The 25,136-nt window shown below is 55.8% G+C and carries 30 protein-coding genes; 19 read left to right on the top strand and 11 right to left on the bottom strand.

The genetic code is table 11. The annotated features are described in order from the left end of the window. Positions 1-127 precede the first annotated feature (127 nt). From V7Q41_RS09700 to V7Q41_RS09690, 3 genes are read left to right on the top strand one after another with little or no spacing between them, the layout of a single operon-like run. Complete coding sequence (locus V7Q41_RS09700) at positions 128-643, top strand: TRAP transporter small permease (RefSeq protein WP_333845621.1); 516 nt, start codon at positions 128-130, stop codon at positions 641-643. Continuing rightward, the gene (locus V7Q41_RS09695; RefSeq protein WP_333845620.1) at positions 640-1,962 is read left to right on the top strand and encodes a TRAP transporter large permease; all 1,323 of its coding nucleotides are present in this window, start codon (positions 640-642) and stop codon (positions 1,960-1,962) included. Before V7Q41_RS09700 ends, V7Q41_RS09695 begins: the two co-directional genes overlap by 4 nt. Before the next feature lie 22 nt (positions 1,963-1,984). Beyond that, positions 1,985-3,022, top strand: a complete 1,038-nt coding sequence (locus tag V7Q41_RS09690) for a TRAP transporter substrate-binding protein (protein ID WP_333845619.1) — start codon at positions 1,985-1,987, stop codon at positions 3,020-3,022. Positions 3,023-3,103: 81 nt separating this feature from the next. Here V7Q41_RS09690 and V7Q41_RS09685 read toward each other — a convergent pair whose 3' ends face one another. Genes V7Q41_RS09685 through queE form a run of 6 tightly spaced genes read right to left on the bottom strand, consistent with a single transcriptional unit; the run spans position 3,104 to position 7,227 of the window. After that, positions 3,104-4,378 carry an Hsp70 family protein gene (locus tag V7Q41_RS09685; protein WP_333845618.1) on the bottom strand — a complete coding sequence of 425 codons (1,275 nt, stop codon included), beginning with the start codon at positions 4,376-4,378 and terminating at the stop codon, positions 3,104-3,106. Between the two features lie 8 nt (positions 4,379-4,386). Continuing rightward, complete coding sequence (locus tag V7Q41_RS09680; protein ID WP_333845617.1) at positions 4,387-5,097, bottom strand: YebC/PmpR family DNA-binding transcriptional regulator; 711 nt, start codon at positions 5,095-5,097, stop codon at positions 4,387-4,389. Positions 5,098-5,121: 24 nt separating this feature from the next. Further along, complete coding sequence (locus V7Q41_RS09675) at positions 5,122-5,526, bottom strand: RNA-binding S4 domain-containing protein (RefSeq protein ID WP_333845616.1); 405 nt, start codon at positions 5,524-5,526, stop codon at positions 5,122-5,124. After that, positions 5,526-6,221, bottom strand: coding sequence for a haloacid dehalogenase type II (locus V7Q41_RS09670; RefSeq protein WP_333845615.1), 696 nt, complete (start codon positions 6,219-6,221; stop codon positions 5,526-5,528). Before V7Q41_RS09670 ends, V7Q41_RS09675 begins: the two co-directional genes overlap by 1 nt. A 2-nt stretch (positions 6,222-6,223) precedes the next feature. Continuing rightward, positions 6,224-6,595: a 6-carboxytetrahydropterin synthase gene (locus tag V7Q41_RS09665; protein ID WP_333845614.1), complete on the bottom strand. Its 372-nt coding sequence runs from the start codon at positions 6,593-6,595 to the stop codon at positions 6,224-6,226. Continuing rightward, the gene (queE, locus tag V7Q41_RS09660; RefSeq protein ID WP_333845613.1) at positions 6,592-7,227 is read right to left on the bottom strand and encodes a 7-carboxy-7-deazaguanine synthase; all 636 of its coding nucleotides are present in this window, start codon (positions 7,225-7,227) and stop codon (positions 6,592-6,594) included. Before queE ends, V7Q41_RS09665 begins: the two co-directional genes overlap by 4 nt. Between queE and V7Q41_RS09655 the strand changes: the two genes are divergently transcribed. Together V7Q41_RS09655 and V7Q41_RS09650 are read left to right on the top strand one after the other, a co-directional pair. Next, the gene (locus V7Q41_RS09655) at positions 7,221-7,382 is read left to right on the top strand and encodes a hypothetical protein (RefSeq protein ID WP_333845612.1); all 162 of its coding nucleotides are present in this window, start codon (positions 7,221-7,223) and stop codon (positions 7,380-7,382) included. The two genes, queE and V7Q41_RS09655, sit on opposite strands and share 7 nt — an antisense overlap. Before the next feature lie 75 nt (positions 7,383-7,457). Then, positions 7,458-8,036 (top strand): glutathione S-transferase, encoded by a 579-nt coding sequence (locus V7Q41_RS09650; RefSeq protein ID WP_442918839.1) that lies wholly within the window; start codon positions 7,458-7,460, stop codon positions 8,034-8,036. A gap of 1 nt (position 8,037) precedes the next feature. Here V7Q41_RS09650 and V7Q41_RS09645 read toward each other — a convergent pair whose 3' ends face one another. Then, on the bottom strand, positions 8,038-8,904 hold the full coding sequence (locus V7Q41_RS09645; protein ID WP_333845610.1) for an alpha/beta fold hydrolase: 867 nt from the start codon (positions 8,902-8,904) through the stop codon (positions 8,038-8,040). Between the two features lie 25 nt (positions 8,905-8,929). On the opposite strand from V7Q41_RS09645, the gene V7Q41_RS09640 reads away from it, so the two are divergent. The 10 genes from V7Q41_RS09640 (at position 8,930) to ntrC (ending at position 19,231) form a co-directional block, all read left to right on the top strand. Next, the gene (locus V7Q41_RS09640; RefSeq protein ID WP_333845608.1) at positions 8,930-9,673 is read left to right on the top strand and encodes a 16S rRNA pseudouridine(516) synthase; all 744 of its coding nucleotides are present in this window, start codon (positions 8,930-8,932) and stop codon (positions 9,671-9,673) included. Positions 9,674-9,794: 121 nt separating this feature from the next. Continuing rightward, complete coding sequence (locus V7Q41_RS09635; protein ID WP_442918842.1) at positions 9,795-10,781, top strand: YncE family protein; 987 nt, start codon at positions 9,795-9,797, stop codon at positions 10,779-10,781. A 2-nt stretch (positions 10,782-10,783) separates the two neighbouring features. Continuing rightward, entirely contained in the window at positions 10,784-11,599 is an 816-nt protein-coding gene (locus V7Q41_RS09630; RefSeq protein WP_333845607.1) for a polysaccharide deacetylase family protein, read from the top strand. Continuing rightward, complete coding sequence (locus V7Q41_RS09625; protein WP_333845606.1) at positions 11,587-12,567, top strand: sterol desaturase family protein; 981 nt, start codon at positions 11,587-11,589, stop codon at positions 12,565-12,567. The genes V7Q41_RS09630 and V7Q41_RS09625 overlap by 13 nt, the downstream gene beginning before the upstream one ends. A 22-nt stretch (positions 12,568-12,589) precedes the next feature. Beyond that, a complete protein-coding gene (locus V7Q41_RS09620; protein ID WP_333845605.1) occupies positions 12,590-13,474 on the top strand; it encodes an EI24 domain-containing protein in 885 nt (294 codons plus the stop codon). Further along, entirely contained in the window at positions 13,437-14,294 is an 858-nt protein-coding gene (locus tag V7Q41_RS09615; protein WP_442918838.1) for a competence/damage-inducible protein A, read from the top strand. The genes V7Q41_RS09620 and V7Q41_RS09615 overlap by 38 nt, the downstream gene beginning before the upstream one ends. 225 nt (positions 14,295-14,519) lie before the next feature. Next, positions 14,520-15,935, top strand: coding sequence for a type I glutamate--ammonia ligase (glnA, locus tag V7Q41_RS09610; RefSeq protein ID WP_333845602.1), 1,416 nt, complete (start codon positions 14,520-14,522; stop codon positions 15,933-15,935). A 71-nt stretch (positions 15,936-16,006) separates the two neighbouring features. Then, on the top strand, positions 16,007-16,576 hold the full coding sequence (locus tag V7Q41_RS09605) for a hypothetical protein (RefSeq protein ID WP_333845600.1): 570 nt from the start codon (positions 16,007-16,009) through the stop codon (positions 16,574-16,576). Then, positions 16,573-17,652 (top strand): nitrogen regulation protein NR(II), encoded by a 1,080-nt coding sequence (gene glnL / locus V7Q41_RS09600; RefSeq protein ID WP_333845599.1) that lies wholly within the window; start codon positions 16,573-16,575, stop codon positions 17,650-17,652. The genes V7Q41_RS09605 and glnL overlap by 4 nt, the downstream gene beginning before the upstream one ends. 40 nt (positions 17,653-17,692) lie before the next feature. Continuing rightward, complete coding sequence (ntrC, locus tag V7Q41_RS09595; protein ID WP_333845597.1) at positions 17,693-19,231, top strand: nitrogen regulation protein NR(I); 1,539 nt, start codon at positions 17,693-17,695, stop codon at positions 19,229-19,231. A gap of 35 nt (positions 19,232-19,266) precedes the next feature. Here ntrC and xth read toward each other — a convergent pair whose 3' ends face one another. Genes xth through V7Q41_RS09580 form a run of 3 tightly spaced genes read right to left on the bottom strand, consistent with a single transcriptional unit; the run spans position 19,267 to position 21,365 of the window. Continuing rightward, complete coding sequence (gene xth, locus V7Q41_RS09590; protein ID WP_333845596.1) at positions 19,267-20,031, bottom strand: exodeoxyribonuclease III; 765 nt, start codon at positions 20,029-20,031, stop codon at positions 19,267-19,269. Positions 20,032-20,045: 14 nt separating this feature from the next. Then, positions 20,046-20,534, bottom strand: a complete 489-nt coding sequence (locus V7Q41_RS09585; RefSeq protein ID WP_333845595.1) for a dihydrofolate reductase — start codon at positions 20,532-20,534, stop codon at positions 20,046-20,048. Positions 20,535-20,537: 3 nt separating this feature from the next. Next, positions 20,538-21,365 carry a thymidylate synthase gene (locus V7Q41_RS09580; protein WP_333845593.1) on the bottom strand — a complete coding sequence of 276 codons (828 nt, stop codon included), beginning with the start codon at positions 21,363-21,365 and terminating at the stop codon, positions 20,538-20,540. Between the two features lie 161 nt (positions 21,366-21,526). On the opposite strand from V7Q41_RS09580, the gene V7Q41_RS09575 reads away from it, so the two are divergent. Next, a complete protein-coding gene (locus V7Q41_RS09575; RefSeq protein WP_333845592.1) occupies positions 21,527-22,567 on the top strand; it encodes a helix-turn-helix domain-containing protein in 1,041 nt (346 codons plus the stop codon). A gap of 5 nt (positions 22,568-22,572) precedes the next feature. Further along, a complete protein-coding gene (locus V7Q41_RS09570; RefSeq protein WP_333845591.1) occupies positions 22,573-22,962 on the top strand; it encodes a bactofilin family protein in 390 nt (129 codons plus the stop codon). A gap of 6 nt (positions 22,963-22,968) precedes the next feature. On the opposite strand, the gene V7Q41_RS09565 is transcribed toward V7Q41_RS09570, so the two are convergent. Then, positions 22,969-23,349 carry a DUF2069 domain-containing protein gene (locus tag V7Q41_RS09565; RefSeq protein WP_333845632.1) on the bottom strand — a complete coding sequence of 127 codons (381 nt, stop codon included), beginning with the start codon at positions 23,347-23,349 and terminating at the stop codon, positions 22,969-22,971. A 37-nt stretch (positions 23,350-23,386) separates the two neighbouring features. Here V7Q41_RS09565 and V7Q41_RS09560 point away from each other — a divergent pair, with 37 nt between their 5' ends. After that, entirely contained in the window at positions 23,387-24,607 is a 1,221-nt protein-coding gene (locus V7Q41_RS09560) for a YihY family inner membrane protein (protein WP_333845590.1), read from the top strand. A 43-nt stretch (positions 24,608-24,650) separates the two neighbouring features. Continuing rightward, positions 24,651-25,118: a CBS domain-containing protein gene (locus tag V7Q41_RS09555; RefSeq protein ID WP_333845589.1), complete on the top strand. Its 468-nt coding sequence runs from the start codon at positions 24,651-24,653 to the stop codon at positions 25,116-25,118. Positions 25,119-25,136: the final 18 nt, after the last annotated feature.

The raw sequence follows: 25,136 nt of genomic DNA, 5'->3' as shown, positions 1-25,136 counted from the left end.
TGTGCACGAGATCTCAGGTCGGTAGATATGCCGCAATTGCATATCTGCTAGATTCTGTTTCTTCGACTAAAAATCTAATTCGTCGAGAGAATTTACAAAACTAAAAAGATCGATCAGAGGAATATGTATGAGTCAAACCATCAGCCCATCGTCCAGTGTGGACCGTTTGCTGCAAAGGCTATGCGATGCCAGCGCCACCATAGGGGGCATTGTGCTGGTGGCTATTGCCTGTGTCACTGTGGTGAGTGTGGTGGGCCGTGCCTTCTTTTCGCATCCCATTTTGGGTGATGTGGAGTTGGTGCAGTTGGGCTGTGCAGTGGTGGTGGCGTCATTTTTGCCCTACACCCAGTTTCGCAGAGCCAACATCATTGTTGATTTTTTCACCACAGGCACTTCAAAAAAAACGCAAAGCAGGCTGGATGCCTTTGGCACATTGCTCTACACGCTGGTGTTGGGCTTGGTCGCTTGGCGGGTGGCAGTGGGCGGCATTGACATCAAAGCCAACCAAGAAACTTCCATGCTGATGGCTTTGCCCTTGTGGATTCCCTATATGTTGATGGTGCCAGGCTTGGTGCTGTGCGCGTTGATTGGTTTGGCTCAAACGCTGCAGCACCTGGGTTGGATGGCAAAGGAAGAAGTATGAGCACGATGAGTATTGGCTTGGCCATGTTTGGCGCCATGTTGGCGTTGATGGCCGTTCGCGTGCCGATTGCAATTTCAATGTTTGTGCCAGGTGCCTTGGGTTATTTGGCCTTGTCCGGTTGGTTGCCTTTGTTGTCACACCTCAAGGGTGCGGTTTACAGCCGTGTCTCTATTTACGACTTGTCCGTCATTCCGCTGTTCATGTTGATGGGCGCGTTTGCTGTGCACGGTGGCTTGTCCAAGGCTTTGTTTGACTTTGCCAACGCTTTGCTGGGTCGCTTCAAAGGTGGGATGGCCATGGCAGGTGTGTTGGCTTGCGCCGCGTTTGGTTCGATTTCGGGGTCCACGGTGGCCACCACCGCCACGATTGCCCAAGTGGCTTACCCCGAGATGCGCCGCATCAACTATTCGGGCCGACTGGCCACGGCGGCCTTGGCCACGGGTGGGACGATGGGTGTGTTGTTGCCGCCCTCTGTGACCTTGATGGTCTATGCCATCTTGACCGAACAAAACATCACCAAAATGTTCTTGGCCGCCTACATTCCCGCGCTCATCGCCGCGGTGGGCTATCTTGTCGCCATTGCGGTGATCGTGCGCATTCACCCCGAGCAAGCGCCTCAAGCCAAGGCTGCAACAGGCAGTGAGCTGCTGTCAAGCGCGTTGAATGTGTGGCCGATTGCAGTGATCTTTTTGGTGGTGTTTGGTGGCATTTATGGGGGACTCTTTACCGCTACAGAAGGTGCAGCCATTGGCAATGTGCTGACCTTTGCCATCACCTTGTTGCGCCGAGAAATGACGTTTGACAAACTGGTGGCGTCCATTCGCACCACCGCACAGACCAGCGGCATGATCTTTTTGATCTTCATAGGCGCTGACATGATCAATGCGTCCTTGGCCTTGTCACAGCTGCCCGCGCAGCTGGCCGACATGGTGAGTCACTTGCAAATTTCCCCTGTGGTGGTGATGGCGGGCATCATGATTTTCTACATCATCTTGGGCTGTGTGATGGACGAGATGTCCATGATTTTGTTGACAGTTCCCACCTTGTTCCCTGTCATTTTGGGCATGGACTTCTTCGGGTTAAACCCTTCGGACAAAGCGCTATGGTTTGGTATTCTGATCCTCACTGTGTGTGAGATCGGCATGATCTTCCCGCCCGTGGGCTTGAACGTGTACATCATGAATGGCTTAGCCAAAGATGTGCCCATGGTCGAAACCTACAAAGGCGTCGTCCCTTTCCTCATCACTGACGGCATTCGTTTGGCGTTGCTGATTGCGTTCCCCGCCATTTCCTTGTGGCTGGTGCACGCGCTGACCTAAGTTTTTTATCACTGGAGACAAAATGAAGACTCGCTTTCTCAAAATCGCAGCTGCTGCTGCCTTGACCGTGGCTGCGCTGAGCCCAGCAGCGATGGCCCAAGACGTGACACTCAAGGTGCACCACTTCTTGCCGGCCTCATCGTTTGCGCAAACCTTGTTGATTCAACCTTGGTGCGACAAGATCGCCAAAGAGTCGAACAACAAAATGAAGTGCCAAATTTACCCCTCCATGCAATTGGGCGGTTCGCCCCCTCAGTTGTTTGAACAAGCCCGTGACGGCGTGGCCGATGTGATTTGGACCTTGCCTGGTTACACCGCCGGCCGCTTCCCTTCCATCGAAGTGTTTGAGTTGCCCTTCATGATGCAAAGCCCAGAAGCCACCAGCAAAGCACTTTGGGACTATGTAGACCAATACGCCAAGGCTGAGTTCAAAGACGTCAAGCCTTTGGCTTTCCACGTGCACGGCGACGGTGTGTTTCACATGACCAACAAGCCCATCCGCACTTCGGCTGACTTGAAAGGCCTGAAATTGCGCGCCCCCACACGCACCACCAACAAGTTCATTGCTTTGTTGGGTGCCACTCCGGTGAGCATGCCTGTGCCTCAAGTGGGTGACGCTTTGTCTAAAGGTGTGATTGACGGCGCTGTGGTGCCTTACGAAGTGGTGCCAGCGGTGAAGATTCAAGAGTTGGTGAAGTTCCACTCCGAAACCGATCCAGCCGAACCCGCTTTCTACACCGCCACCTTCGTGTTTGCGATGAATCAAGCCAAGTACGACGCGTTGTCCCCTGATCTGAAGAAAGTCATCGACAACAACAGCGGTCAAACCTTGTCTGGCATGGCGGGTAAGGCGTTCTTGCAAGCTGACGTAGAAGGCAAGAAGATGACCACCAAAAACACCACCAATGTGATTTCAAAAGCCGAGTTGGAAAACTGGAAAAAAATTGGTCAACCTTTGACGGATGAGTGGGTGGCTGACATGAACAGCAAAGGCAAAAACGGCAAGCAAATGCTCGACGGTGCCAAAGCTTTGATTGCCAAGTATTCAGTCGCCAAGTAACGCGTTTCAATCCATGCAAAGGGTTCCCACATGGGAACCCTTTTTTTGTTATTGTTTGCGTGCGTCCGAGTGGATTTGTGCTCACCGGCGGCTGTACACCAAGCCCGACGCCACGCCACCAAACAAGTCTCCCTCGACCAAAGGCACGCCTGCAAATTCAGCTTGCAGCGCTTGTTGAAATGTGCGCAGCGCCGATGAGCCACCTGTGAGGTACACGGCGTCTGGCTTGGCGTGGCGAAGACCTGCGCGTTGCACGCACTCGCGGGCGCAGGCGACGGTGTCAGCCAGTAGCGAAGCCAAGTGGGCGTTTAAGTCAGCGCTGCCCAATGTGGTCGCCAAGTCAGCCTCTATGTAGGACAAGTCGATGCGTGTGTCACCATCGCTTTGCGAGCAATGAATTTTGGCTTGCTCCACATCGTGCGCCATGTGGTGGCCATAGCGCTCGTTGAGCACGCGCATCAAGCGGTCATGCAATTGCACATCGTTGTAATTCACTTGCAGGGCTTTGGCTTGCGCCATGGCTTTGGGTTGGTATTGCCAATTGATCAAGTGCCAAGTGGACAAGTCAAAAAACACGCGGTTGGGCACTTCGCGCTGTTGTGGTCCGATGTGGCCATAGCCCAGCAGCGGCATCACTTGGCCCAGGCTGAGCTTTTGGTCAAAGTCGGTTCCGCCAATGTGTACACCTGTCGTGGCCAGTACATCGTCGGCACGGTTGGGCTGGTGCATCAGCGCTGGGCCCAAGCGCACCACGGTGAAGTCGGAAGTGCCGCCGCCTATGTCGGCCACCAGCACGGTGGTTTCGCGCGTGAGGCGCCGTTCGTAGTCCAGCGCAGCAGCGATGGGCTCGAACTGAAACGAAATGTCTGTGAAGCCCACGCTTTGAGCCGCTTGACGCAGCGAGCTTTCTGCTTGTGCATCACGCGTTGCATCGTCGTCGACAAAGTGCACGGGGCGGCCCATCACCACGCGTGTGGGGGCATGGCCCAAGTGTCGCGCAGCACGTTCGCGCAGGGCTGCCAAGTAGGTGGTGATGATGTCTGAGAAGTTCACCAGCTGGTTGTTGATGAGCGTGGTATCCATCAGCAGCGGGCTGCCCAGCAGGCTTTTGAGCGAGCGCATCAAGCGTCCCTCGGTGCCTTCTAGATAGTGTGTGATGGCCTCGCGTCCAAAGTGTGTGCTGCCCTCTTCGGCGTTGTAAAACACAGCCGTGGGCATGGCCAGAGCATCGCCTTCTAATGGGATGAGTTGGGCAACACCTTGCGGCGTAGCCCAAGCGATGGCGGAGTTGGAGGTGCCGAAGTCAATGCCCAACATGCCAGAGGTGGCTTGGGCGCTTTTTTTGGATACGGTCATGAAAGAACTTAACTCACCAGCCCCACGTAGACGTTTTGCACATCGTCGTTGTCGTCAATGGCGGACAGGAAGGCTTCGACTTCATCCAATGCTTCAGCACTCAGGTTGGCGGGATCCACAGGGTTTTTGGGCTTGTAGCCCAGCTTGGCAGACAGCACATTAAAACCATGCGCAGGCAGGGCACGGCTCACCAGGTCGAGGTCGGCTGGGTCGGTGACGAACACCGAGCTGCCTTCGTCGCCCGCTTCAAAGTCTTGCGCACCCGCTTCGATGGCGGCCATTTCAGCGTCTGCATCGGGGGCGGTGGGTTCGGCTTCAATCAAGCCAATGTGGTCAAAGTCCCACGACACCGAGCCCGATGTGCCGAGCTGGCCTTTGCGAAACAGCACGCGCATTTCTGGCGCGGTGCGGTTGACGTTGTCGGTCAAGCACTCGACCATCACCGCCACTTGGTGCGGGGCAAAGCCCTCGTAAATCACACGTTCAAACTGCACCGCTTCTCCAGTCAGACCCGCTCCTTTTTTGATGGCGCGGTCCAGCGTGTCTTTGGGCATCGACACCTTGCGGGCTTGTTCCATCACCATGCGCAGGCGAGCGTTGGCCGCAGGGTCTGCGCCGTTACGCGCGGCGACCATGATGTCCTTGGCCAGTTTGCTAAAGACGCGGCCTTTGGCGTTGGCGGCTAAGTCTTTGCCTTTGGCTTTCCATTGAGCGCCCATGGGTGTATTCCCTTTTTTGTGTGGTTAGTTGTCGGCACTTGCGCTCCAGCGCTGGTCCCATGCGTGTGTGATTTGGCGGCGGTCGCGCTTGGTGGGGCGGCCGTGCTCGATGCTGTGTGCAGGCTCTGCAGACATGCGGTTGTGTTCGGCAAGTTTTGCACGCAAGGCCATGCTCTCAGGTGTTTCTTCGTACAGCTGTTGCGCCACCGGTGCCGGTCCCCGTGTGGCGCTGATGCCTTTGACGATCACAGTTTTGATCACGTTGCCTTGGCGCACAGTCAGGGTGTCGCCCAGCTTCACCTCACGCGCAGGCTTGACATCTTGGCCATTGATTTGCACGCGGTGCTTGGTGACTTCATCACACGCGAGGCTGCGTGTTTTATAAAAGCGTGCGGCCCACAGCCACTTGTCAATGCGCAGGCTGTCCATCAGTGGTTGAACACGTCTAACACGCGTGTCAGATCGTGGCCTGTGTAGCTGGGTTTGGGGCCGATGGTCTCAAAGGGTAAATGCTGGCGGTTCACCCACACGGTGGAGAAACCAAACCACGTGGCGCCCAAAGCGTCCCACGCGTTGCTAGACACAAACAAAATGTCTTGCTTCTCACAGGGGATGGTTGTTTGCACCAAGGCGTAGGACTCGGGAGAGGTTTTGAAGAGGCGAATCGGGTCTACCGAAATGACGTGGTCAATCAAGTCTGTCATGCCGGCACTCGATACCGCTGTTTCGAGCATGACTGGGCTGCCGTTCGACAAAATGGCCGTGGTGATGCCGCGCTCTTTCAAGCTTTGCAGCACCCCCACGTTTTCAGCAAAAGGTGTGAGCTTGGCATATTGGCCCATCAGGGCGGAGATGTGTTCGGGTTGGGTATCGAGTTGGAAACGCTCCAGGGTGTAGAGCAAGGCATTGCGCGTGATGTCCCAAAAGGATTGGTAATAGCGGCTGCCCTTGGTTCCGTGTGGGTCAGACAGGGTGATGAGTCGTGTGTAGTCAATTTGCTTGTCGCGCCACAACACCGAGATGGCCGCGCCTTGGCCTGGGTAGAGTTGCTCGGCCAATGCACCGACGCTATACACATCAAACAAGGTGCCATAGGCATCGAACACAACGGTTTGAATGGTCATATTTATTTTTCGTTGGGCAACAAGCAGCAGGTGTCGCCGCTGGCGGGGCGCTCAATCTTGATGCGGTGGATGTTGGGCAAGCTGCTTTTGAGGTCGTTGTAGATAAAGGCGCACAGGTTCTCTAGCGTGGCTGGCCCGAGGCCCGCCACATCGTCGAGAAAATGATGGTCCAACTTTGCACGCACTTTGTCGACCTCTTGGCGCAAAAAGCCAAGGTCCATCATCATGCCCGACTCGGGGTCGGGCTTGCCTGCAAGTGTCACCTCCGCGTGATAAGTGTGGCCGTGGATGCGCAGGCTGCCCTCAGCATCAATCTTGCGGCGCAGGGTGTGGGCGGCTTCAAAGTAGAAGCGCTGGCTGAGTTCGTAGGTCATCGGATGCCAATCAACTTGTGGGTTTGCACGCTCAAGCGCCAGCGCGGGTGTGCTTGGCAATAGGCCACCGCTGCAGCAGTGTTGGCTGCTGCATTGGGCCCATCCATGGGTTGCAAATAAAAATGCTCAAAGTCCAAAGATTCATACAAAGTGGGTTCGGCACCCGCCTGCGGAAACACCAGCTTGAGCTCTTGGCCCGTGTCCACCACCCGTTGGCTGCCAGCCTTGGGGCTCATGCACAGCCAGTCAATGCCTTTGGGGGGAGCGACCGTGCCATTGGTTTCCACCGCGATGGTGAAGCCCTGTGCGTGCAGGGCATCGACCAAGGTCTCATCGACTTGCAGCAAAGGCTCGCCACCGGTCAGCACCACCAAGCGGTGCTGGGTGTCGCTGGTGGGCCAAAAGCTGGCAACGGCCGCTGCCAAGGCTTGGGCACTGTCAAACTTGCCGCCATGCGTGCCATCGGTGCCCACAAAGTCGGTGTCGCAGAACTGGCAAATGGCCGAGCTGCGGTCCTCCTCGCGGCCGCTCCACAGATTGCAGCCGGCGAAACGGCAAAACACGGCGGGTTGCCCTGCATTGGCGCCTTCACCTTGCAAGGTGTAGAACATTTCTTTCACGCTGTATGTCATGGCGCTATTTTCGCAGCAAGTTGGGCTGTGCCATTTGGAAGGTGCGAAACTTAGGCTTTGAACCCAATGCGGTGGTCGTCATCGCTGCCGCCGCGGTCTCGCTGCTGTCGTTGGAGTGGCGGCTGGCGACTTGGGAGATGAAAGACCGCGATTAGACGATCTTGGCACTTACCTTTGTTATTCGATTTTTTATGCATCTCTTTTATTCTTTCCGCAGATGCCCTTACGCCATGCGCGCGCGCATGGCTTTGCGTGTCAGTGGCGTGGTTTATGAGCACCGTGAAGTTTCCCTCAAAGCCAAGCCCGCTCACCTGTTGGCGGTTTCACCCAAGGGCACGGTGCCTGTGTTGTGTTTGTTGAATGGAGAGGTGTTGGAGGAAAGCTCAGCCATCATGCTTTGGGCCTTGCAACAAAACGACCCACTGCATTGGCTGCCCAGCACACCCGAGGCATGGGCTTGGGCTGATCAGGGCATAGCTTTGAACGACGGTGCGTTCAAAGCCCATCTTGACCGCTACAAATACCCGCAGCGTTTTGGCTTGAGCGATGGTGTGCAGCACCGCGCACAAGGGGCTGAGCTGCTGATGCAGTGGCAACAACACTTGCAATCGAATCAATTTTTGTCAGGCGATCGATGGGGCTTGTTGGATGCTTGCGTGGCGCCCTTTGTGCGCCAGTTTGCCCGCACCGACCGTGCGTGGTTTGATGCACAGCCTTGGTCACATTTAGCGCAGTGGCTCAACGCATTTGAAGCCTCAGAGGACTTTGCAGCTGTGATGCACAAGCACCCAGTGTGGGTATCGACTTAACTTAGCTAGCTGACTGCAAAAACGCCATCACCAACTGCCATTGCGAGGGCACGTTCAATGCAGGCGCATGGCCGCAGCCTGCAATCTCTTCAGTGCGCAACAAGCCCTTGGCCCCAGGGCCGCGGGTTTGCATGGCTTGAATGGTCGCGGTGGCAATCAAATCTGAATTCTCGCCACGCATCACCATCACCGGCATGTTCAGCCTGTCGTACGCAGCCCACATCGGGTACTCGGGCACTTCACGGAAAAACTGCTGGGTGATGTTCGGGTCGTAGTGCGGCGTCACGCGGCCATCGGGCAGGCGGCGCGTGGAGGTTTCCGTCAGGTGCGTCCACTGGGCATCGGTTTGTTGGCCAAACGGCGCGTAGGCGGCACGGAAAAAGGCTTGCAGCTCGGGCACCGTATCAAACGCTGGCGGCTGACCTGCATAGGCTTTGATGCGTTCCACGGCGGCGACAGAAATTTCAGGTGCGATGTCGTTCAACACCAAGCTGCGAATGCGGCCTTTGAAGGCTGGGAGCTCCAACCCAGCAGCACACACCAAGCCCAAGGCGCCGCCCATGGATGTGCCAATCCAATGCGCTTGTTGGATGTGCAGCGCATCCATCAAGTCCAGCGTGATGCGGGCATAGGTGGCAAAGCTGTAGTCGTCTTTGGGGTTGTTGCTCCACTGGCTCAGGCCTCGACCAATGGTGTCGGGGCAAATGATGCGGTAGTGGGGTGCGAGCTGTTCGGCCAGTGCATCAAAGTCACGGCCTGTGCGTGCTAAGCCGTGCCACGCGATCACCGCTGGCAGCGAGGCATCGCCCCAAGCGGTGAAGTGGATGTTGAAGCCGTGGCATTGCAAATAGTGTGAGCTGGGTTTCATGGTGGCTTCAGTTTACGATTGACCTATGCAATTACAAGACATTTTGTATTCCCAAGGTTTTGGCACGCGACGAATTTGCGCAGGCCTGATTCAACTTGGGCTCGTGCAGGTCGATCTGGGCGAGGGCTTGGTCACCTGTGACGATGCCCTGCAAGACCTTGACGTGTTCGAAGGTCTTCCATACGCAGTGCAAGGCGTGCTGTGGTCTTTCCATGCCAAAGCTTATGTGCTGCTGCATAAGCCCGCAGGCTTCGAATGCTCGCACAAGCCTTCGGCGTGGCCCAGCATGTACACCTTGCTGCCGCCGCCTTTGCGCAACCGCCCGCAAAAAAGTGCGGTGCAAGGCGTGCAAGCAGTGGGGCGCTTGGACCAAGACACCACGGGCATGTTGGTGTTGACAGACGATGGTCCGCTGATTCACCGCATGAGTTCGCCTCGCCACCATGTGCCCAAGGTGTACGAGGTGACCACGGCCGATCCGCTCGACGACACGCAAGTGCAGCGCCTGCTAGCGGGTGTGGTGCTCGATGACTCGCCCAAGCCTGTCAAAGCGGCGGCTTGTTCCGTGGTGGCTGAGCACCATTTGCAACTGACCTTGACGCAAGGCAAATACCACCAAGTCAAACGCATGTTGGCTGCTGTGGGCAACAAGGTGGTGGGCTTGCACCGCTCGCAAATTGGCGTCATGCAATTGCCCGCCGATTTGGCTCCTGGCCAGTGGCGCTGGATCAGCGCCGAGGAGTTAAAGCTGTTGGCTTCAAACAATTGACTCAGCGGGTTGCTGATGCCTTGTTTGCGCTGTGTCAATGACATTGGATCAAATTGAAGCCTTGTTTTTCCTGTGGCTAGGCACCGATCGTTACACTGGAGACAGATTTTTTTTGAGGGAAATATCTGTGTTTTTGATTCAACGTGTATCGCTGGCTTTGGCTGGTTGCTTGCTTTTGGCCGTGCCATCTGTGTATGCGGGCAACCCTATTTTTGTGCTCAATTCACTCGATGCCAATGTCAGCGTCATTGACCCTGTCACTTGGCAAGAAACGCGGCGCATCCCTACAGGCAAAGAGCCGCACCACCTCTACCTCACGCCCGACGAAAAATCGGTCATCGTGGCTAATGCTGGCAGCGATTCGCTGACCTTCATCGATCCCCGCACGGCTGAGGTGCAGCGTGTGGTGCGGGGCACGCTCGATCCTTACCAGTTGCGCTTTTCGCCCGACATGAAGTGGTTTGTGACCGTGGCCAACCGCTTGAACCACATCGACATTTACCGCTGGGATGGCAAAGACTTGGTGCTGGCCAAGCGTATTCCTTCCAGCAAAACGCCCAGTCATATTTGGATTGACACCAAAAGCACCACAGCCTTTGCCACGATGCAAGACAGCAACGAGTTGGTCGCGGTGGACTTGGCCAGCCAGACCATCAAATGGCGCATCAAAACCGGTGAAATGCCAGCCGACGTGTTTGGCACACCCAACGACAAATACCTGTTGGTTGGCCTGACAGGCGACAACCATGTGCAAGTGTTTGATGTCTCGGGCACAAGCCCCAAGTTGTTCAAAACGATTCCTACGGGTGCAGGTGCCCACGCGTTTCGGGCCGCAGGTGATGGCCGCCATGTGTTTGTGGGCAACCGCGTGGCCAACACGGTCAACAAAATCGACTATGCGAACTTAGAGTCCGTTCAGCAATTCGCTGCGCCTGGCGGGCCTGATTGCATGGAAGTCACGGCAGACGGCAAACTGCTGTTGGTGTCTTCACGTTGGATTAAAAAAATGAGCGTCATTGACACCACCACCGGTCAGTTGGTGCGCCAAGTCAAAGTGGGCAAATCGCCTCACGGCATTTGGACCTTGGACCATGCCAAACGGTATTGACCATGAGCCAATCGCTGCAACGCCTGTTGTCTTTGCTCAAGCGCCAGTGCGTTGCAGGGCGGGCGTGGGTGGTGGCTGGTTTGTTACTTTGCGGTGCGGGTGCCCAAGCGGCGTCTTGCAGCAAACCGCTCTACCTCACCTTTGACACGGGCCACATGGGTGTGGCCCCCTTCATCGCCGACGTGTTGAATCGGCAAAATGTGAAGGTCACCTTCTTTGCGGCCAACGAGCTCACCCAAGTCGGCGATGGCTCTTTGGGTGAGCATTGGGCCCCTTGGTGGAAGGCCCGTGGCGCGGAAGGCCATGCCTTTGCATCTCACACCTTTGACCATGTCTACTGGCGCTCAGATCTGCCCCGCGGTAGCTGGCAGATGCGCCCCAGCGCAGGGCCCAACAAAGGACAAACCGAGGTCTGGACCAGCCAGCGTTATTGCGACCAATTGCAACTGTCCAACACACGTCTTGAACAAATCACAGGCGTCAAGCCATTGCCCTTGTTTCGTGCGCCTGGCGGTAAAACCTCACCTTCTTTGTTAACCGCAGCCAAGCAATGCGGCTTCGCCCATGTGGGCTGGGCCGATGCGGGCTTTTTGGGTGACGAGTTGCCCAGCGATAAATTTCCCAACGCCTTGCTGCAGCAGCGTGCATTGAACAACATTCGCTCTGGCGATATCTTGATGGCGCACCTGGGCATTTGGTCGCGCCAAGACCCATGGGCACCTGCGGTGTTGGAGCCCTTGATTGAAGGCCTCAAAGCCAAAGGGTTTTGCTTTGCCACGCTCAAAGACCATCCACAATTCAAAGCATGGACACGCTGATCGATTTATTCGCCAACACGCAAGCGGCTTTGTACGAGGGCGTGATGCAGCCCATCGCTTTTGCCTTGGGGCTGGGTAATCGTTTGGAAGATGTGTTTGACGGCACAGGTTGGTTGCTGGTGGGGTTGCTTCAAATAGGGGTCATGCTGGTGGTCATTGGCCCGCTGCAACGCTGGCGACCCGTTGAAGCTGTCACCGATAGGCGCGCTGTTCTTGTGGATGTGATCTACACAATCATCCACCGTTTGGGGTTTTTTCGCGTGGCGCTGTTCTTGCTGGTCGACCCCGTGCTCGACACGCTCATGGGCGAGTTGCGGGTGCAAGGTGTAGGCACTTTTCATTTAGACAACATGTGGCCTGGCGTGACGGACGGGCCGTGGGTGAGTTTGCTGATTTACCTGGTGGTGTTTGATTTCGTCAACTACTGGCTGCACCGCGCCCAGCACCAGTGGAACTGGTGGTGGGCTTTGCATGCGCTGCATCACTCACAGCGTCAGATGACGCAATGGAGCGACAACCGCAACCACTTGCTGGACGACATGCTGGGCGCAGTGGTTTGGGTGATGGTGGCGCAACTCATTGGCATTGCTCCTACCCAGTTTGTGGCGGTGGTGGCCGTCACGCAGTTGTTTGAAAATTTCCAACATGCCAACTTACGCGTGAGCTTTGGCCTTTGGGGTGAGCGCTTGTGGGTTAGCCCGCGGTTTCACCGGCTGCACCACGCCATTGGCTTGGGGCACGAAACATCCAGAGGTGCAAGGACCGTTCTTGGGGGACACAACTTTGGCGTGCTCCTGCCCTGGTGGGACGTGATGTTTGGAACCGCTAACTTCGATTCGCGTTTCGAATCTACAGGTATTCGTGACCAAGTGGAGCAGGGGGTCGATTACGGCGAAAGTTTGTGGTCGCAGCAGCGTCTGGGTATCAAACGCCTCATGTGTGCCTTGGGTTTTTCATCTGCGCGTTAACGAGCTGGGGTATGCTTTTGGCATGCCCTTGTTTTTGGATTCTTTTTGGCGCGCATTGGTCTATTGCTTGATGCCTCGCGTCATGCTCCTGTCCCTGTTGCCGCTCGCCATGTTGCTGGTGCTGTCGGTGAGCTGGGGCTACTTCTATTGGTCGCCCACCCAAGAGTGGGTGCGCGAGATCTTGGCCTCTTGGCAAGTTTTGCAAGGCATGATGGATTGGCTGCAAGACAAAGGAGCCGCCGAGTTGCAAGCCGTCATGGTGCCATTGGTTGTGATTTTTGCCATCACCCCCGTGTTGGTTGTGATCTCTTTGTTAGCCGTGTCGTTGATGATGACGCCCGCCTTGGTCGACCTTGTGGTGCAGCGCCGCTTTGCGCATTTGGCGCTCAAGCACGGAGGCACCACCCTGACCAGTTTGGTGTGGACGGTGGGCTCTACCGTCATCGCCATGGGGGCGATGGTCATCACCTTGCCGTTGTGGGCCGTGCCGCCATTGATGTTCATCCTGCCGCCTCTCATTTGGGGATGGCTGAGTTACCGCGTGATGGTGTTTGATGCGTTGGTCAACCATGCCAGTCGCGACGAGCGCTTGGCCATCGGCCGTCAGCATCGGGCTGGGTTGCTGACGATTGGCGTGCTCACGGGCTATTTGGGCGCATTGCCTAGTCTGGTGTGGGCCTCGGGTGCGGTGTTTGCGGCAGCGTTTTTGGTGCTGATTCCCTTGGCCATTTGGATTTATGCCTTGGTGTTTGCATTCACCTCGCTGTGGTTTGCGCATTACAGCTTGGCTGCGCTCGAAGCCCTGCGGGCTGAGTCGGGCACTGTGGTGATGGGTGCCTTGGTGCCTTTGCCCGAGGTAGCATCTGCAGATGACCCAATTAACCCCCCCCGTCCCCCCTTTGGCTAAAACCAGACCCGAGTTTGGCCTCATCATCGTCGGTGATGAAATTCTCTCGGGCAAGCGTGCTGACAAGCACATGCCCAAACTCATTGAACTCTTAAGCGCCCGTGGTTTGTCCCTCGACTGGGCCGATTACGTGGGCGATTCACCCGAGCGCATCACGCGCACCTTGGCGCGTGCGTTTGAGACCAACAGCATTGTGTTTTCTTGCGGCGGCATTGGTGCGACGCCCGATGACCACACCCGCCAATGCGCTGGCAAGGCCTTGGGAGTAGACATCGTGTTGCACCCAGATGCCGAAGCCTTGATTCGCGAGCGCATACAAGACACCGCCAAAGAGCAAGGCGTACCGTACGAGCCCGACCGTCACGACAACATCCACCGCCTCAACATGGGCGTTTTTCCAGTGGGCGCGCGCATCATCCCCAACCCCTACAACAAGATTCCCGGCTTCACGTCGCTGGGCTCAGGCGGGGGCGCCGTGCATTTTGTGCCTGGCTTTCCGGTCATGGCTTGGCCCATGATGCAATGGGTGCTTGATACGCAGTACCCGCATCTGTTTCAGCATGAGGCCTGGGTTGAACATTCCGTCATCGTGTATGGCTCGATGGAGGCCACGCTCACCCCGCTCATGCAAGACTTGGAGCGCGACTTCGACGGCGTGAAGGTGTTCAGCCTGCCGAGCATGGATCATCCTGTGCATGGTCGGCACATCGAGTTAGGCGTCAAAGGTGCGCCAGATGTGGTGGCGCAAGCTTATGCTGCGATGATTGCAGGTCTTCAACCCTTCGGCGTCAAGCTAGGCCCCGAATTGGTGCGAAAGTAAGATAAACCTAACTTGGTGCATTTTTTGCACCAAGTTGGTGTTTCGTATGTTTTTTGTATTTCGCAGCTGGATAGGCTTTGGTGGCTAATTAGCGTCAAACTCGGTGCAAAATAGAACACTTGTTGGTGATGCAAGCTTTGTCTGTGATGTGCTTTAGTTGGCACAAAAACTGCATTCTCTCCAACGAAACTCTTTTTTATCTCACAACCCTAGCAGGAGAACTTGATGGCCAAGACCGTCGCAGACGTAATCAAAATGGTGAAAGAGAACGAAGTCAAATTCGTCGATTTCCGTTTCACCGATACCCGTGGTAAGTGGCAGCACATCACTGCGCCTGTGTCGCAGTTTGACGAGAGCAAGTTCGAAGAAGGTCAAGCGTTTGACGGCTCCTCCATTGCTGGCTGGAAGGGCATTGAAGCCTCCGACATGTTGTTGATGCCTGATCCCAACAGTGCCATCATTGACCCGTTCTTTGAAGAAATCACCTTGGTGTTGATCTGCGACGTGATCGAACCCACCGACGGCAAAGCCTACGAGCGTGACCCACGTTCCATCGCCAAGCGCGCTGAGTCATTCCTCAAGCAGTCTGGCATTGGCGACACCGCTTACTTTGGCCCCGAGCCAGAGTTCTTCTTGTTTGACGAAGTGCGTTGGAGCACTGAGCCCAACAACACGTTCTACGCCATCAACGAATACGAAGGCCCATGGAACAGTGGCGAGAAAATTGAAGGCGGCAACCGCGGCCACCGTCCCCGCGTCAAAGGCGGCTATTTCCCAGTGCCTCCCGTCGACAGCACACACGACATGCGCAGCGAAATGTGCTTGTTGCTCGAGTCCGTGGGCATCCCTGTTGAAGTACATCACCACGAAGTGGCGGGTGCAGGTCAGTGCGAAATTGGCACCAAGTTCTCTACTTTGGTGGAACGCGCTGACTGGACTTTGTTGCAAAAGTATGTGGTCCACAACGTGGCCAACGCTTACGGCAAAACGGCCACCTTCATGCCCAAGCCCTACGCTGGCGATAACGGTTCTGGCATGCACGTGCACCAGTCGATCTGGAAAGACGGCAAAAACTTGTTCGCAGGCACTGGCTATGCTGGTTTGTCTGACTTGGCGCTGTACTACATCGGCGGCATCATCAAGCACGCCCGTGCCTTGAACGCCATCACCAACCCAGGCACCAACAGCTACAAGCGTTTGGTACCTCACTTTGAAGCCCCTGTGAAATTGGCATACTCTGCCAAGAACCGCTCTGCTTCTATCCGTATCCCTAACGTGGCCTCAGATAAGGCGCGTCGTGTGGAAGCGCGCTTCCCCGATCCATTGTGCAACCCCTATCTCGGCTTTGCAGCCTTGTTGATGGCTGGTTTAGACGGCATCGAAAACAAAATCCATCCTGGCGAAGCTGCCACCAAAGACCTGTACCACCTCCCACCAGAGGAAGACAAGTTGGTGCCAACCGTGTGTTCTAGCTTGGACCAAGCCTTGGACGCGCTCAACGCCGACCGTGCTTTCTTGACCAAAGGCGGCGTGTTCACCGATGCATGGATCGACGCTTACATCGAATTGAAGATGCAAGAAGTGACACGCAGTCGCGTGGAAGTGTCTCCTGTCGAATACGACATGTACTACTCGCTGTAATTCCTTGTCAGGTCAATTGCAATGGAAGGACGGCGCAAGCCGTCCTTTTTTGTTTCAACTATTCTTGAGAGATGATCTCTTTGTTGCACCACCGTTGTTTGTTGGATCGTGTTTTGTGTGATGCGCAGTCTGTGCGCGCGTCTTGGGTCCTAGCTTTGGGTCTGTCCTTAGCGACATGGCCCATCCTTGCCGCGTCTGAGCCGCAGCGCATTTATAGGTGTGGCAATGCCTACACCAACCAACCCGACCCCAGCCTCAGCTGCAAGCCCTTGGCGGGCGGCAGCGTGACGGTGATTGAGGGCACGCGTGTGCAAGGGTCACAGGCGGTGACGCCACTGACCCATGCCAGCGGTGTTTCGGCCAAAGTGGACAGCACCGAACAACGTCAGCGCGATGCCCAGGCGCAGGCTGTGTTGCAAGCTGAATTGCAAAAAGCACAGCGTCAGCATGTTGAGCTGCTGCGTGAGTGGAACAACGGCGAACCCGAGCGGCGTGCCGATGAGCATCGCCAACCCCAAAAATACCAAGACCGTGTGGCCCAGCTGCGCCGTGCATTGCAACGCACAGAGGCTGATGTGGCGGGGCTGCAGCGTGAGTTGTCGCGATTGAGCCCGGTAGCCTTCAGCGGAGCCAAGCCATGACAAGGCCTAGCCCAAACCCAAATCAACCTGGCTACGCGCAAGCCTTTGATTTGCTAGCCACCTTGGTGGCTGTGGTGCGCACCGATGGCGTGGTGGTGTTTGCCAATGCAGCGCTTGAAGATGTGATGGGCGTGTCACGCCGCACCATTGAAGGCTCTTTACTGGCCAGCTATTTCACGCAAGCCAAAGCACTCGACAGCGCGCTTCGAGGTGCTCAGGCCAACGCGTTTGCCACCATGCGCTATGACGCGCATTTACGCCGACCCTTGCAAGAGGCCATGCCTGTGCACGTCATTGTGGCGCCCACCGATGTGATGGGGGAGGTGTTGGTGGAGCTGCTGCCCCTTGAGCAACAAACTCGCCAAGACCGCGAAGAACGCTTGGTGGACCAAGCCCAAGCCAACAAAGAGCTGATTCGCAACTTGGCCCACGAAATCAAAAACCCCTTGGGCGGTATCCGTGGTGCAGCGCAGTTGCTGCAAATGGAGGTGGAGAGCAAAGACCTGATTGAGTACACCCAAGTCATCATCCACGAAGCCGACCGCTTGCAGCTGTTGGTGGACCGCTTGTTGGCGCCGCACCGCCGCCCGCATGTGGTGGGGGATGTGAACATCCACGAGGTGTGTGAGCGCGTGCGAAGTTTGATCTTGGCCGAGTTTCCCAAGGGTTTGAGGGTGGTGCGCGATTACGACACGTCTATCCCAGAGTTTCGTGGCGACCGCGAGCAACTCATCCAAACGGTGCTCAACATCGTGCACAACGCGGCCCAAGCGTTGGCGCAGCGTGTGCTTGAGGGAGATGCAGAGATTGTTTTGCGCAGCCGCATCAGCCGCCAAGTGACTTTTGGCAAACAACGCTATCGGCTGGCATTGGAATTGCATGTGATAGACAACGGGCCCGGCATTCCGCAAGAAATCAAAGACAGGTTGTTTTTCCCTTTGGTTTCTGGTCGAGATGGCGGTTCTGGCCTTGGGCTGAATTTGGCACAAACCTTTGTGCAGCAGCACCATGGCTTGATTGAGTGTGACAGTGTGGCGGGACGCACGGATTTCAAAATCCTCATCCCATTGCCTTGATGTCTCGCGTTGCTCCTAACCTTGAACAGAAAGTGCCCAGATGAAATCGATTTGGATTGTGGATGACGACCAGTCAATTCGCTTCGTGTTGGAAAAAGCGCTTTTGCGTGAGAACTTGCCCACGCGCAGCTTCACCAGTCCACGCGAAGTGCTGCAAGCGCTCGGCTCAGTGAGCGAGGACGATGGTCCGCAAATTCTGGTCAGTGACATCCGCATGCCTGGCGGCTCGGGGTTGGATTTGCTCACCCAGGTGAAAGAGCGTTTGCCCAAGCTCCCCGTCATCATCATGACGGCTTTTTCCGATTTGGACAGCGCGGTTTCGGCCTTTCAAGGTGGCGCGTTTGAATACCTGCCCAAACCGTTTGATTTGCCCAAGGCAGTGGAATTGATTCGACGCGCCTTGGAAGAGAGCCAACGCGAACAAATTCAAAGTCAAATACAAGACGACACGCCAGAAATGCTGGGCCAGGCCCCCGCCATGCAAGACGTGTTTCGTGCCATTGGCCGTTTGAGCCAAAGCAATGTGACAGTCATGATTACTGGTGAGAGCGGCTCTGGTAAAGAGCTGGTAGCGCGTGCCTTGCACAAACATTCGCCACGCGGCGACGCGGGAAACAAAGGCCCTTTTGTGGCCATCAACACAGCGGCCATTCCAAAAGATTTGTTGGAGAGTGAACTGTTCGGCCACGAGCGTGGGGCATTCACAGGCGCGCAAACCACACGTCGCGGACGTTTTGAGCAGGCCGAAGGCGGCACGCTGTTTCTTGATGAAATCGGTGACATGCCATTTGACTTGCAAACACGTTTGTTACGTGTGTTGAGTGACGGCACTTACTACCGTGTGGGCGGCCATAGCGCCATCAAAGCCAATGTACGCGTGATTGCGGCCACCCATCAAGACTTGGAAAAGCGCGTCAAAGACGGCGTCTTCCGCGAGGACTTGTTTCACCGCTTGAATGTGATTCGTCTGCGCTTGCCCGCCTTGCGTGAACGCCGCGAAGACATTCCCACCTTGACGCGCCACTTTTTGCAGCAGAGCGCACAACAATTGGGCGTGGACTCCAAGCGCATTTCCGATACTGCGCAAGCGGTGCTCAACCAGTTCGCCTTTCCGGGCAATGTGCGTCAGCTCGAAAATATTTGCCATTGGTTGACCGTGATGGCGCCTTCTCAAGTGATTGAGCCTAAAGACTTGCCCCCTGAGGTGACGCTGTCAGACGAGGTTTTTGCGGCACTGAGCCATCGTGGGCAAGATACATCAGGCGCCAGTGCGCCTGCGACACCGAACGTGGGTCAGGGTTCAGCGGTTGCGACAGTGTTGCCAGAGGGCTTGGCGCCCGCGGTGCTCAACCTGCCAGGTGCAGATTGGGAGCAGGGTCTTGAAGCTGAAGCCATGAGTTTGCTGGTGGCTGGCCGCACCGATGTGTGGGATGTGTTGGTCAACCGCTTTGAAGCGCGTTTGATTCAAACCGCTTTGGTCAACACGCGAGGCCGCCGAATTGAGGCCGCGCAAAAGTTAGGAATTGGTCGCAACACCATCACCCGCAAAATTCAAGAGCTGGGTTTGGATGAAGGGTGAGCATCCGCGCTTGAATACAAGCGCAGATTGACAGTTCATGCCAGCGTCACGACCACGGGCACGTGGTCGCTGGGTCTTTCATTTTTGCGCGGCGCTTTGTCTATCACGCAGGCTTGCACGGAATCTTTCAGTGCATCGCTGACCAAGATATGGTCAATGCGCAGACCACGGTTGCGGCGGAATGCAAACTCGCGGTAATCCCACCAGCTGTAGCTTTTCTCGGCTTGCTCAAACAAGCGAAAGGCATCGTGGGTGCCCAGTGCAATCAAGCCTTGAAAGTGCTCACGTTCAGCCACCGTGCAGTGGATGGTGTCTTTCAAGCCCACAGGGTCCCACACATCGCGGTCATCCACGGTGATGTTGAAGTCGCCCATCAGCACCAGCTTGGGGTGATGGGTGAGCTCTTGGCGCAGCCAATTTTGTAGTGCCTCAAGCCAGCGCATTTTGTAGACAAACTTGTCGCTGTCGGGTGCTTGGCCGTTTGGAAAGTATGCGCCAACCACACGCACGCCATCGACCGTGCCTGCAATCACGCGGGCCATGTCATCTTCAAAACTGGGAATGTTTTTCACCACATCGGTGGCTTGGCTGCGTGAGATCAGGGCCACGCCGTTGTAAGTTTTTTGACCAAAGAAAGCCACCTTGTAGCCCGCCGCTTCAATGGCTTCATGTGGAAACTTGTCGTCGGTGCATTTGGTTTCTTGCAACACCAAAGCGTCGACGGGGTTGGCTGCCAACCAGTCGAGTACCTGCGGTAAGCGCACGGTGAGAGAGTTGACGTTCCAGGTGGCGAGTTGCATGGGGGTGTGGTGAATTAAGGTGTACGGGTCAGGGTGACGAAGCTGAAGGTCAGGCCATTGGCAGCCACCTGGGTGCTGCGCTCGGTTTCTTGCCAGTGCGCGTCGAAGGTGGGTGCAAAGGCGTCGCCTGCAAAGTCGGCATCAATCTCAGTGACGACGGCGCGAGCAGCCCATGGCATGGCTTGCGCATACACCTCCGCGCCGCCAATCACCCACACCTGCGCATCGGCAGGGCACAGCTGCATGGCCTCCTCGAGGGAGTGGGCCACCACCGCACCAACGGCCTGCCAATGGGTTTGGCGCGTCACGACGATGTTGGTGCGCCCAGGCAAAGGACGAAATTGAGGGGGGAGAGATTCCCAAGTTTTGCGACCCATCACCACGGGTTGGCCGAGGGTGGTTTGTTTGAAGTGAGCCAAGTCTTCTGGCAAGTGCCAAGGCAGGGTGTTGTCTTTGCCAATCACGCCGTTGCGCGCGCGCGCAAAAATTAAATTCAACGCCATGGCTTAAACGGCGACTGGCGCTTTGATGGCATCGTGGCATTGGTAGTCCAACACCTCGAAATCTTCAAACTGGTAGTCAAAGATGGAATCAGGTTTACGCTTGATGTGTAGGGTGGGATAAGCAAACGGTTTGCGGCTGAGTTGCAAGTCGACTTGCGCGTGGTGATTGCTGTAAATGTGGCAGTCGCCACCGGTCCAAATGAAGTCGCCCACCTCGAGATCGCACTGCTGGGCCACCATGTGGGTGAGCAAAGCGTAGCTGGCGATGTTGAAGGGCACACCCAAAAAGATGTCTGCACTGCGTTGGTACAGCTGGCAGCTGAGGCGGGCCTTCTCGCCCGGGTTTTGTGCCGGTGCCACATAAAACTGGAAGAACGCATGGCAGGGCATGAGCGCCATCTTGTCGAGCTCGGCCACATTCCAAGCGCTGACGATCATGCGGCGGCTGTCTGGGTTGCTTTTGAGTGTGTCAAGGACTTGCTGAATTTGGTCAATGTGGCCGCCATCTGGCGTGGGCCAGCTGCGCCACTGCACGCCGTAGACGGGGCCAAGATCGCCGTCTTCGCGGGCCCATTCGTCCCAAATGGAGACCTTGCGTTCTTTCAGCCAGTTGTTGTTGCTGGACCCCGTGAGGAACCACAACAGTTCTTGAATGATGGAGCGAAGGTGTACTTTTTTGGTGGTGACCAGAGGAAAACCTTCGCTCAGATCAAAGCGCATTTGGTAGCCAAACACGCTTTGGGTGCCCGTGCCAGTGCGGTCCGTCTTAGCAACGCCATGCTGGGCTACGTGTTGCATCAAATCTTCGTATTGGCGGCGAACAGGGCGCATAAGGGTAATTCGGTAAATAAACTCACGCAAGTTTAAGCGTTGTTTCGCTGATGTTAAGTAATAATTAAGGACTGCACGCCGTTGGACGCATGGACGGCGATGGATCGCAAGACGATAGTCGTGACATAAATTCTTAGTGATTTTTGATGAAAATTTCAAACATGTCATCCAACGAACAGCCAAACATCGAATCCAAGCGCGGCGTTTATGACGCGTGTGATCCCGCCTTCTTGCGCGAATTGCGTGAAGCTGCGGGCATGGATTTGTCGGTGTTGGCTCGCATGGCTTGTTTGTCTTTGGCCCAGGTGCGTGCGCTTGAGACTGAGATGAGTGACCACTTGTTTTATTCCCAGGCCATCAAGCGTCAAGCCTACAAGCGCTTGCTGATGATTTTGGGTGCCGAGCCTCCCACGGTACAAGTGCCAGATGAATTGCGCGATGCAGGCAAAGTCGCAGATGCACACCTCAATACGCTTGATCAAATCGTGGCCATGAGCCATCAACCTCCACTCAATCGGTCAACTTTAGGGTGGGTGCGCTCAGGGGTTGTTAAGTTAAACGCGCACAAGCAATTCACGGGTGCTTTGCTGTTGCTGGTGGTTGCAGTGGGTTTGTTTGTTGTGCAAGGACCTGAGGGCGATCTCGATTTCTTTGCGGCTCCAGCCTCTGTGTCTGAGACCATTCAAGCCCCACTCAAGCATTCTTTTGGAGTGGCTGCGGCCCCATCCGCTTCAAGCGTAGCTGCCACTGCTGCTTTGGCACCTGCGTCTGCTGATTCAGCCATGAATGAGCCTGGTTTATCAAGCCCTTCGTCAGCAGCCTCCTCCTCACCAGCCCCTATGTCCGCAGCCCTTTCGTCAGCAGCCCAACCTGCGGCATTGGCGGCGGCAAGCAAATTGCAGGGCTGTGCGCATGTCACTGATGAGATGCCACAGGTGACACCCTTGAGCGCTCAAAAAGAAGGTCGTTATGTGTATGTGATGAGTCCGACCCAAGCTGAAATTTGCGTGGTAGATGGGAACAAGCAAGCGACCCTTTTGCAACTCAAGCCAAGCGAAAGCCGCAGCATATACGGCGCTTCTCCTTGGCAAGTCTCTAGCCCGCAATTGTCCAAACTTCAAATCTTTTTCCAAGGCTGGCGTGTCGCTATTCCTGAAGCGGCGATACGCGTGAATTTGGTTGAAGTCCCTGTCTCGCGATAAGCCCTATGTTCAAGATATTGAAATTTGGGCAGTCTGATCAAGCCCCCTGTGATGAAAAAACCGTCATCGGTCAATCTGCCATGGTGGTGGGCAACATCTTCTCGCAGGACTTGGTTCAGCTCAAGGGTCATGTGGTGGGCAATATCGATGTCAACGGCAGCCCCAACGCCCAGTTGTCTGTGTTGTCACAGGCCCATGTGCAGGGCGATATCAATGCCCTGCAAGCTGTGGTTGACGGAGGGGTGACGGGGAATATTGAATCGACAGGCCGTGTCGAGTTGCACTCGGGTGCTGATGTCAAAGGCAATATTTCATACACCACCATGGCCATTGAGCATGGCGCCAAACTCTATGGTTTGATGAGCAGCAACCATGACAAACCAGCTGACGATTGACAAGCCCTAGGTCGCTTCATTGGCGTGCTTTAACCGCAAACGCACATGCAAGGCGCAACCCGCAAACAAGGTGAGGCATAGCAAGATCTCCACCATGGCAAGGTAGTTGCTCGGTGGTGCGTCTCCCCAAGCACGCACCACGCCCTCGGTGAAGTACAACCAAATCAACAAACTTAACCAGCGGTAGGTGTACATGCGGTTTTTCAGCAGGCCTGTGAGTGGAAAACACAGCGGCAACACCTTGAGCGCCAACAACGTACCACCGGGTCGCAAAGGCGCAAGCCACAATTCCCATGCCAGGCCCAACACGATGAGTCCCATCAGGCTGCTCACAGCAATCATGCGGGTGAACGTCACGTGACGGTGGGAGTTTTCTTGAGAGGTCATGGCGGCGTTGGTGATAGAAAGTGGGATGATGCTGCCCATGATTGTCCCGCAACTCCAAGAATTCCTTGACCGCCTCTCCCGATTCCCTTGGCGCAATACCGCCCGCACCTTACGTCAACGTTTTCGTGATGACCGCTTGGGCCAAGCAGCGGGTAGCCTGACCTTTACCACCACCATCGCTTTGGTGCCCTTGGTGACGGTGGCATTGGCTGTGTTGACTGCATTTCCGATGTTCGCTGATTTTCAAACCGTGCTGCAAAAACGCTTGGTTGAAAGCTTGGTGCCTGACAATATTTCGCGGCAAGTGTTGGGTTACTTGACGCTATTTGCCAGCAAGGCGAGCAGCTTGGGTGCTGCAGGTGTGGCAGTCTTGTTGGCATCTGCACTGGCTTTGGTGTTCACGATTGACCGCACACTCAATGCCATTTGGCGAGTGCGCAAGCGGCGTCCTCTGGCGCACAGCATGTTGTTGTATTGGACGGCCATCACTCTGGGGCCCTTGTTGATGGGGGCGAGCTTGGTGATGATGTCGCAATTCATAGCCGTGTCGCGCGGGGCTGTGCCTAGCGTGGTGGGTGATTTGCGAGGTTTTTTCAGCGTGGTGGAGTTCTTTTTATTGGCTTGGGCGGTGAGTGCGCTTTACCGTTTTGTGCCTTACACCCAAGTGCGTTGGGGTCATGCATTGGTAGGTGGCGTTTGGGTGGCAGCTGCCACGGAAGTGGCGCGCAAAGTACTGGTGTATTACTTCGGCCTCATGCCCACTTATTCGGTGGTGTACGGCGCGTTTGCAACCGTCCCAATTTTGTTGGTATGGATTTACCTGGCATGGTCAATTGTGCTGATTGGGGCTGTGTTGGTGGCCAACTTGCCAAGTTTGTTGGCGGGTATTGCGCGTGATGGACGCCGTGTGGGCTGGCGTTTTCAACTGGCGCTTGAAGTGTTGCAGCGTTTGCAACTGGCTCGCAGCACAGACTCTTATGGCGCTAGTCTGAGCACCTTGTGCGATGACTTGGCGCTTGATCCTTTGCAACTCGAAGAGGTATTGGCCACTTTGGTGGACCTCGATTGGATTGCGCGCTTGAGCGAATCGGTTGACGCCAGACAAACCCACGTGCAAGAAGCACGCTACGTCATGCTGGCTGACCCGCATCGCACGCCGTTGGCTCCTCTGATGGCACGTTTGTTGTTGGTGCCTAGCCCCGAGTCTGAAGGCTTGTGGATGAAGTGGCAAGATTTGCGCTTGCGCGACGTGCTATAAGATTTTTGGGCTATATTGCAGCCATCACTGGAGGAGAAAAACTATGAAAGTCAGCGATATCCTGCGCGTCAAAGGCCAAAGCGGTGGCACCTTGTTGACCATTGATCCCATGGAGCCTTTGGTTTTGGCGGTCAACATCATGGCTGAAAAAGACATGGGCTCCCTGTTGGTGATGGAGCATGGCAGTTTGCTGGGGTTGTTGACCTTTCGTGAGGTGATTCAAGCGCTCAGTCGCAACCAAGGTGCTTTGGGCGACCTGACGGTGCGCAGCGCCATGGATCCCAAGCCGCTCACCTGCACGCCAGACACCTTGATTGATGAGGTACGTCGCATGATGTTGGGAACGCATAGCCGCTACATGCCTGTGGTGAGCGATGGGGAGTTGCAAGGCGTGATTAGCTTTTACGACGTGGCCAAGTCGGTGGTGGACAGCCAAAACTTCGAAAACCAAATGCTCAAGGCCTACATCAAAGACTGGCCAAGTGGTTCGCCAGAAACAGACGGCAAGTGATCTGAGACGCCTCGTGGT

The sequence above is a fragment of the Limnohabitans sp. genome (assembly GCF_036804465.1).
Classification (GTDB): Bacteria; Pseudomonadota; Gammaproteobacteria; order Burkholderiales; family Burkholderiaceae_C; genus Limnohabitans.
Note: the sequence above shows the minus strand (reverse complement) of the source record. Positions and strands in the feature narration are given on the sequence as shown.